The 1031-nt window shown below is 45.7% G+C and carries 1 protein-coding gene; it reads left to right on the top strand.

From position 1 onward, the window contains the following. Positions 1-779: alanine racemase (locus R7F67_RS24965; protein WP_318057549.1), on the top strand; the 779-nt coding region annotated here is incomplete at its 5' end. Between the last annotated feature and the right edge of the window lie 252 nt (positions 780-1031).

Consider the following 1031-nt stretch of genomic DNA (forward strand, 5'->3'; position numbering starts at 1 on the left):
TCGCTGCACTCTCTAAAAAAGCAAACAAGACAGTCAAAGTTCACCTTGCGCTTAACGACGGCGGTATGGGTCGTAACGGCATTGACATGACGACAGAAAACGGCAAAAAAGAAGCCCTTGCGATTGCTAAGCAATCTGGCGTTGAGATTGTCGGTATCATGACGCACTTCCCGAATTACAATGCAGAAGAAGTACGCGCGAAACTTGGCTCATTCAAAGAAAGCTCGGCATGGCTAATTGAAGAAGCGGATCTAAAACGTGAAGACATTCTTCTGCACGTAGCAAACTCGTACACAGCGCTTAACGTACCAGAAGCTCAACTTGATATGGTCCGTCCTGGTGGTGTGCTTTACGGTGATCTACCAACTAACCTTGAATACCCTTCTATCGTGTCTTTCAAAACACGCGTAGCATCACTGCACCACCTACCGAAAAACAGCACTGTGGGTTACGACAGCAGCTTTACAACCACTAAAGAAAGCGTAATGGCGAACCTTCCTGTCGGTTACTCTGACGGTTACCCAAGAAAAATGGGCAATACGGCAGACGTGCTGATCAATGGTCAACGTGCAAAAGTGGTTGGCGTAACGTCAATGAATACAACAATGATCGACGTTTCCGATATCAAAGGCGTGAAGCCGGGTTCTGAGGTCGTTCTGTTCGGCAACCAAAAATCTCAAACCATCAATGCCGCAGAAATCGAGAAGAACGCCGACGTGATCTTCCCAGAACTTTACACCATTTGGGGCACATCAAACCCTCGCGTGTACGTGAAGTAATCTTACGACTTCCTTTTTAAACACTTCCTAACTCAAAGCGAGCTTCGTGCTCGCTTTCTTTTTTCGCTCAAAAAGCCCTGAAACACCGATAACGTTAATGTCATCTTGTTGTCTGCGACGAAAACCACATTCTGGTTGTGTTTGAAAGCCCATCCAATTGATGTTAAACATGCAGTTTACAAAATCACAACAATACCCATTTGGGGCTTCTCACGACTTTGCTGCCGGCTAGGTACATTTATGACAGAAAAT

Source organism: Vibrio sp. YT-17 (assembly GCF_033337375.1).
Taxonomy (GTDB): domain Bacteria; phylum Pseudomonadota; class Gammaproteobacteria; order Enterobacterales; family Vibrionaceae; genus Vibrio; species Vibrio alginolyticus.